Raw genomic sequence first — 7,172 nt, 5'->3', positions numbered from 1 at the left:
GGTAAATGTACGCAATTATTGAAACTGGTGGTAAACAAATCAAAGTTGAACAAGGGCAAGAAATCTATATTGAAAAATTAGATGTAAACGCTGATGAAGTTGTAACTTTTGATAAAGTTTTATTCGTAGGTGGGAATGATGTTAAAGTTGGTGCTCCATTCGTGGAAGGTGCTAAAGTTACAGCGAAAGTTGTAAAAAACGGCAAAGCTAAAAAAATCATCGTTTTCAAATACAAAGCTAAAAAGAACTATCGTAAAAAACAAGGTCACCGTCAACCATATACTAAATTAGTAGTAGAATCTATTAGCTTATAATATGATTAAAGTGACTGTTACACGAGATCAATCAGGTCTTATTCATTCCTTTGAAATGAAAGGACATGCTGATTTTGCTGAACATGGGAAGGATTTAGTTTGTGCAGGAGCTTCTGCTGTATCATTTGGTGCAGTGAATGCCATTATTTCACTTACAAAAATTACTCCTATTATTAAGCAAAAGGGTGACGGAGGGTATTTATACGTTGAAGTACCTAGCATTGAAAGCTCTGAAAAAGCTGCAAGCATGCAGTTAATATTGGAGTCAATGATTGTATCTTTACAAACGATTGAGCAAGATTACGCTAAGTATATAAAAATAACCTTCAAAAAGTAGGAGGTGGAACATATGTTAAGATTAGATCTTCAGTTTTTCGCATCGAAAAAAGGAGTAGGTTCGACTAAAAATGGTCGTGACTCTCAATCGAAACGTCTAGGCGCTAAACGTGCTGATGGACAATTCGTATCAGGCGGATCAATTTTATTCCGTCAACGCGGTACAAAAATTCACCCAGGTGAAAACGTTGGCCGTGGTGGAGATGACACACTTTTCGCGAAAGTTGACGGTGTAGTGCGCTTTGAGCGTTTCGGCCGCGACAAGAAAAAAGTAAGTGTATATCCTGTAGCTCAAGAAGCTTAATTTACAAAATAAGAGGACTGCATTTATGCAGTCCTTTTTTATTTTCTTAAATAACAAAAAAGTAATCATACTCCTGCGCAAAATAATTCTATACCTGTTATACTAGAAGGATAGTAAACGTTGGAGCGTGTATACTAATATGAATCCTAAAAATATATCAATTAACGAAGTACTTCGTCATTCCATGCATGATTTTTTAAATCAAATGCATTTAATTCAAATGAATTTGGATATCGGTAGACCCGAAGAGGCTAAGCAATTAATTCATAGGTATTCAAAGAAGTGCGCCCAATTCTTCGATTTAAACAATTTAGGATTGTTAAAGACGAATGAATGGCTGCAAACGTTTCCTATAACGTATAGTCAGATGACTTTAGAAATTCAAACATCTGTGTCAAAACGTGGATTAGAAATGTTCGATTATGAATTAGAAAATATTCTCGATTGCTTTGTGCAAACTATTTATCCTAAGCTGCAAGGCTATCAAGAACAGATTCTAAAGGTTCATATCCATTCAAATGAATTACTTGAAGTTATAATTGAAGTAAATGGAGATTGGTCTCCATTCTCTTGGATAGAATATTCGAATCATGAATTATTTACTATGGAAAGACTGAATAACACAGTAGGATACCTGCAATTTAAGTTAGTTGCAAAGGAAAGATTGGAGTGAAATAAATGTTTGTCGATCACGTAAAGGTGTATGTAAAAGGTGGAGATGGCGGAGATGGTATGGTTGGTTTCCGTCGTGAGAAGTATGTTCCTATGGGAGGTCCCGCTGGGGGCGATGGAGGAAATGGAGGTAATGTAGTCTTTGAAGTAGATGAAGGATTACGTACTTTGATGGATTTCCGATATAAGCGACAGTTTAAAGCAAACCGAGGAGTACACGGTGGTAGTAAGAATATGCACGGTGCAAACGCGGATGATTTAATTGTTAAAGTTCCAGAAGGCACTGTAGTGATGAACGAGGAAACTGGACAAGTTATCGCTGACCTAGTCGAGCATGGACAAAGAGCTGTTATTGCTAAAGGTGGACGAGGCGGACGCGGAAATTCACGTTTTGCAACACCAGCGAATCCAGCACCTGAGTTATCCGAAAAAGGAGAACCAGGATTCGAGTTAAACGTTGTTTTAGAGTTAAAAGTGTTAGCTGATGTAGGACTAGTAGGCTTCCCGAGCGTTGGTAAATCTACATTACTCTCTGTAGTATCAGCGGCTAAGCCTAAAATAGCATCATATCATTTTACAACCATTGTACCTAACTTAGGGTTAGTAGAAACGGAAGATCACCGCAGCTTTGTAATGGCTGATTTACCGGGACTTATCGAAGGTGCTCATCAAGGTGTAGGCCTTGGACATCAATTCCTTCGTCATATTGAACGTACTCGTGTAATTGTACATGTTATTGATATGTCTGGCATGGAAGGTCGCGAGCCTTACGAGGATTATGTAACGATTAATGAGGAATTAAGACAATATAATTTACGATTGACTGAACGTCCTCAGATTATAGTAGCAAACAAAATGGATATGCCTGAAGCAGAGGAAAACCTAAAAGCATTTAAAGAAAAAGTGGGAGCAGATGCAAAAATATTCCCTATTTCTGCAGTGTCTCGTCAAGGATTACAGGAATTACTCTTTGCTATAGCTGATATCTTAGAAGATGCTCCTGAGTATCCATTAGAGCATATGCAGGAAGAAGAAACAGAAACATCTGTCATGTACAAGCATGAAGCTTCTAAGGATGACTTTGTTATTTCTAGAGATGACGATGGTGCATTCGTGCTTTCTGGTGGTACTGTAGAAAGATTATTTAAAATGACAGACTTCAGTCGAGAAGATTCTATCCGCAGATTCTCTAGACAATTACGTGGAATGGGTATCGATGATGCTCTTCGTACACGTGGTGCAAAAGATGGAGATACTGTACGACTATTACAATTCGAGTTTGAATTTATCGAATAGGGAGATGGAAACCGCATGAAGGATGTTACAAGCCAACGATTTTTTCTAGTGAGAGAAGATGTGTTGACAGAAGCAATGCAAAAAACTTTAGAAGCTAAGCATCTCCTTCAATCGAGGAAAGTTTCCTCGATTTGGGATGCTGTGAAAGAAGTCGATTTATCGCGTAGTGCTTTTTACAAATATCGTGATGCGGTTTTTCCGTTCCATTCTATTGTACAAGAAAGAATCTTAACTGTTTTTTTACAGTTAGAGGACCGAGAAGGAACGCTTGCACGATTATTATCCCTAGTGGCTGATTATGCTTGCAATGTCTTAACAATTCACCAAACAATCCCGATACAGGGACGAGCTAGCGTGACATTGTCATTGGATGTAACAGCCATGGCAAAGGAATTAGACGAGTTTATAAACGAAATGAAGCGACTAGACTTTGTAGAATCAGCAGAAATAATTAGTTCTGGTGCTTTTTAAGGAGTGTTTGTGTATGATTAATCACCAAGTTGCTTTTCTTGGACCTGAGGCATCTTTTACCCACTTAGCAACACAGGCATTATTTCCAGAGGCACCATTGTTACCTATCCGTACGATTCCAGAGTGTATTGAGATGGTGAGCAACGGTCAAGTTGAAATAGCAGTAGTGCCATTAGAAAATGCGCTAGAAGGGACAGTTCCTTTAACAATAGATTATTTGTTTCACGAAGCTAACGTCTTTGTGATTGCAGAAATTCTATCGCCGATAGCACAGCATTTAATGGTTCATCCAAATAATGAAAAAAGATGGGAAGAAATCTCTAACATTTATTCCCATCCTCATGCTTTGGCCCAGTGTCATAAATATTTGTATTACCGATTTGGTAAGGTGCCACTTGAGCAAGCATCCTCAACTGCAGCCGCAGCCAAATATGTATCGGAGCACAGTGATCAATGTATTGCAGCAATTGCTAATACTTCAGCTGCTGAAGAATATGGGCTGAAAATCGTTGAACAAAACATTCATGATTTCCATTTTAACCATACTCGTTTCTTTGTCCTTTCAAAGACGAAAACAAGTATTGAAGAAATAGGTCATAACGGACAAATTAAAACGACGGTTATGATTACATTGCCAAAAGATGACCGATCTGGTGCTTTACATCAAGTTCTATCCGTATTCGCTTGGCGTCAGCTGAACTTAAGTAAAATTGAATCTCGTCCTTTAAAGACGGGGCTAGGACAGTACTTTTTTATTATCGATGTGCTTGAAAATGAAAAAGCACCTATGATGAAAGGTGCGATGGAAGAGCTAATAGCTTTAGGGTGTGAAGTAAAATCACTCGGCTCCTACTATACATATGAAACAAAAGCGGAAGCAGCCTCTAACTGAGATGCTTCCGCTTTTTTATTTGAATCTGGATAAATTGATGTCTAGCTCCTGCGCCTTGCCCCTCGGGGTCAAATGGGAAAAAGTTGCGGTGGCTGAGGAACTGCCTCCTCACTTTTCCCCATTTGCCTGTCGGGGCAGTGATAGGCGCTTGTTCTTTTCTTGATGTCTAGCTCCACCGCCTTGCCCCTCGGGGTCAAATGGGAAAAAGTTGCGGTGGCTGAGGAACTGCCTCCTCGCATTTCCCCATTTGCCTGTCGGGGCAGACATAGGCGTTTTCGCTTTTCTTGTTTGTTTTCTTAAAGATTCTGTGGGCAGGTAGAATTTAAATGTTAACCCTCGAACACATAGCCTTTTTCTCGTATTGCTTCGATTCCTCGTTGTAATATCTCTTCATTTGGAGCAGATAACAAATGAATATGAAGTCCAGCAGTTAGCTCTAATAAAAAAGACGCCTCTGTTTCTTGAACTTTTTTTAAAAAGTTTTCAACATCATGACGATTAGAAACCATGATAGAGGAGGTGATTTCTCCATAAACCGGATGCTCTACAGTTACATTTTCCACTGTGACACCTGCATCCACTAATGTCAGTAACTCGTCTTTCGTATCTTCTGACTTATGATTACAGGCAATTTTTCTTTTTACAAAATTACTTTCCTCTTGATTGGGAAGTAAGATGTAACCTTGACTGGTAGACAAAATAGGATGGTTAATAGCTTTTAGTAAAGTGATATCACTGACGATAACCTGCCTACTTACATTAGTTAGCTTCGCAAGATCAGCTCCAGTGATTGGGGAGTTCTGTTCCTTTAAATAAGTCAAAATCCATTCTCTTCGCGCTGCCCCTTTTAATTTTTTCAATGTAAATCCCTCCAATCTTGCATAACGGTATAGTTACTATTCATAAGTTTATCATGAAGGGAAGTAACATTGTTTTAAAATCTGTGACCAATTTTTGATGTTACACATATTTTAATGTGAAGGAAGGAGGAAGACTTTGCAAATTCATATTGTCAAAAAGGGTGACACCCTTTGGAAAATCTCCAGAGAGTATGGAGTTTCTTTTGATGATTTAAAAAAGATTAACGCTCATTTAGCAAATCCAGAATATATAGTACCTGGCATGAAAATCTTCATCCCAGAAACTAAAAAGGCAGAGACTATGGTACATCCGTACGGAGATAATCGTCCCAACAAAAAGGGGATGATGGGGGATGGAACGGCACAGCCATACGATGGCAACCTTAAAAATATGCAAAAAGCTCAGCCAGCTCAAGTAGCACCGGTACCTAAGGCTCAACCAGCACCACAAGCACCACCTATACAAAAAGCGGAACCAATCGAGACGATGCCAATTATGCCACCAATTCAACCTAAGGCAGAACCAAAAGCGATTCCAATACCAATACCAATTCCGATCCCAATTCCCGAATCCAAACCCACACCAGCTCCCGCGCCGAAACCAGTGCCGAAACCAGCACCCGCACCTAAGCCAATAGCTCAACCTAAACCAATCCCAGCTCCTGCTCCAAAACCAGTTCAACCAATTCAACAACAACCAGTACAACCAATTCAGGTACATCCGATGCCAGTACCGATGCCAATGCCTATACCGATTCCATGTCCACCAATGCATCAACCGGTATACACAATGCCATGTCCACCGATGCCATGTATGCCAGATCAGCCGGTACATTACTTACCGTATGTGCAGCCAATGGCTGTTCAACCAGCTACAACAGCTCCCATGCAAATGACGGCAAAACCTGAATTTGAAATGCCATCGCCAAATAGCTGGATGCTAATTGAATCGACGAGCATGACAGCAGAGGGACAGGTAGAATTTAGTGCAATACCTAGTCATCCACGTATGCAAGTGGAAGAAAATGTTCATGAACAGGTGATGCAAATGTTTGTAGAGGATCCATCGTCTGCAATGGAAATGGCTTACGATTATATGCAACATACTCAGCAGCCACAAGCTCACCAAACATATGCTCAGCCGGAATTTCAACAGTATCCTGCATATAATCAGGTCCAATGTTCATCATGTGGAGGATCAAATGTTAATCATGCGCAGCCAGAAATGTATGCACACAACCCATATTTAGGTGGCTATCCTTGCCCTCCACAACATTTTTACCAACCAAATTTTCATTGCCCACCATATCCTCATAGACACTTTTAAATGTGGATACTTATATAAAGCAAATTAAAAAGAATGTGTGGAAGTGGAAAAAGGAAGACGGTATTTTTTCAGTTAAGAAATATGCTTCTCTGGAACAGGCTGCAAAGATAGGCTATATTCATGATGAACTGTCTGCAATTAAAAAACCATTTGTCTTACCAATTATCCCGACTACCCAAAAAGGATATATCATTCAGCCATGGTTCGAAAATAGTCGTGCAGTAAGCTACAAAGATAAAAAAGATCGATTAGCGACATACACGTTACTGAAAAGAATGCATGGAACGAGAAGGAAAGTAGAATGGGAAAAGAGCCCATTTCTTTATCCCTTTAACCTTATCTCTAAATGGCAAGCTAGGTACTTCAAGGTTTCAGAGATTGTGCCATTCATAGAAACGTACATTGGGTATAACCAAACTAAATTGCTTTTACATTATGGAGAGATTGCTCTTAGTGAAATTCGACCATTTAGTTTGAAGAATTTAACCCTTTTACATGGGGATGTAGTTCATCATAACTTTTTAGTAAGAGATGATACGTATAAGATAATTGATTTTGATTTAGCGGTGCTAGGTCCAAAGGAAATGGAGTTTATCCTATGGATTCATCGAGTACTACCTGAAATGGACTACAATATTGAGTTATTTTTAAATGAGTTCCCAGAACTAGAAAGAATAATGTCCAAATACAAAGAAGCAAT

Annotated in this window: 10 protein-coding genes; 9 read left to right on the top strand and 1 reads right to left on the bottom strand. The window is 39.2% G+C overall.

Annotated elements, in window-relative coordinates:
- Positions 1–5: 5 nt before the first annotated feature.
- The 7 genes from rplU to pheA all read left to right on the top strand — a co-directional run bounded on the left by rplU (position 6) and on the right by pheA (position 4,285).
- Positions 6–314: a 50S ribosomal protein L21 gene (gene rplU, locus AC06OU_RS05300; protein WP_142538629.1), complete on the top strand. Its 309-nt coding sequence runs from the start codon at positions 6–8 to the stop codon at positions 312–314.
- 1 nt (position 315) lies between these two features.
- Positions 316–651, top strand: coding sequence for a ribosomal-processing cysteine protease Prp (locus AC06OU_RS05295; protein WP_340883165.1), 336 nt, complete (start codon positions 316–318; stop codon positions 649–651).
- A 12-nt stretch (positions 652–663) separates the two neighbouring features.
- Positions 664–954, top strand: a complete 291-nt coding sequence (rpmA, locus tag AC06OU_RS05290; RefSeq protein WP_144535725.1) for a 50S ribosomal protein L27 — start codon at positions 664–666, stop codon at positions 952–954.
- Between the two features lie 139 nt (positions 955–1,093).
- Positions 1,094–1,627, top strand: coding sequence for a Spo0B domain-containing protein (locus AC06OU_RS05285; RefSeq protein WP_475854444.1), 534 nt, complete (start codon positions 1,094–1,096; stop codon positions 1,625–1,627).
- Between the two features lie 5 nt (positions 1,628–1,632).
- On the top strand, positions 1,633–2,922 hold the full coding sequence (obgE, locus tag AC06OU_RS05280; protein ID WP_251555613.1) for a GTPase ObgE: 1,290 nt from the start codon (positions 1,633–1,635) through the stop codon (positions 2,920–2,922).
- Positions 2,923–2,937: 15 nt separating this feature from the next.
- Entirely contained in the window at positions 2,938–3,393 is a 456-nt protein-coding gene (locus AC06OU_RS05275; RefSeq protein WP_169359905.1) for an ACT domain-containing protein, read from the top strand.
- A gap of 13 nt (positions 3,394–3,406) precedes the next feature.
- Complete coding sequence (gene pheA, locus AC06OU_RS05270) at positions 3,407–4,285, top strand: prephenate dehydratase (protein ID WP_475854443.1); 879 nt, start codon at positions 3,407–3,409, stop codon at positions 4,283–4,285.
- Between the two features lie 329 nt (positions 4,286–4,614).
- Here the strand turns inward: pheA and AC06OU_RS05265 are convergent, their stop codons facing one another.
- Positions 4,615–5,145 (bottom strand): 3H domain-containing protein, encoded by a 531-nt coding sequence (locus AC06OU_RS05265; protein WP_475854441.1) that lies wholly within the window; start codon positions 5,143–5,145, stop codon positions 4,615–4,617.
- 136 nt (positions 5,146–5,281) lie between these two features.
- Between AC06OU_RS05265 and AC06OU_RS05260 the strand changes: the two genes are divergently transcribed.
- Positions 5,282–6,472 carry a LysM peptidoglycan-binding domain-containing protein gene (locus AC06OU_RS05260; protein WP_475854439.1) on the top strand — a complete coding sequence of 397 codons (1,191 nt, stop codon included), beginning with the start codon at positions 5,282–5,284 and terminating at the stop codon, positions 6,470–6,472.
- 35 nt (positions 6,473–6,507) lie between these two features.
- A partial coding sequence (locus AC06OU_RS05255) for a phosphotransferase (RefSeq protein WP_475854437.1) occupies positions 6,508–7,172 on the top strand: 665 nt, incomplete at its 3' end.

This window comes from Psychrobacillus sp. (assembly GCF_056205495.1).
The sequence above is the reverse complement of the archived record's forward strand: the minus strand, read 5'-3'. Positions and strand labels throughout refer to the sequence as shown.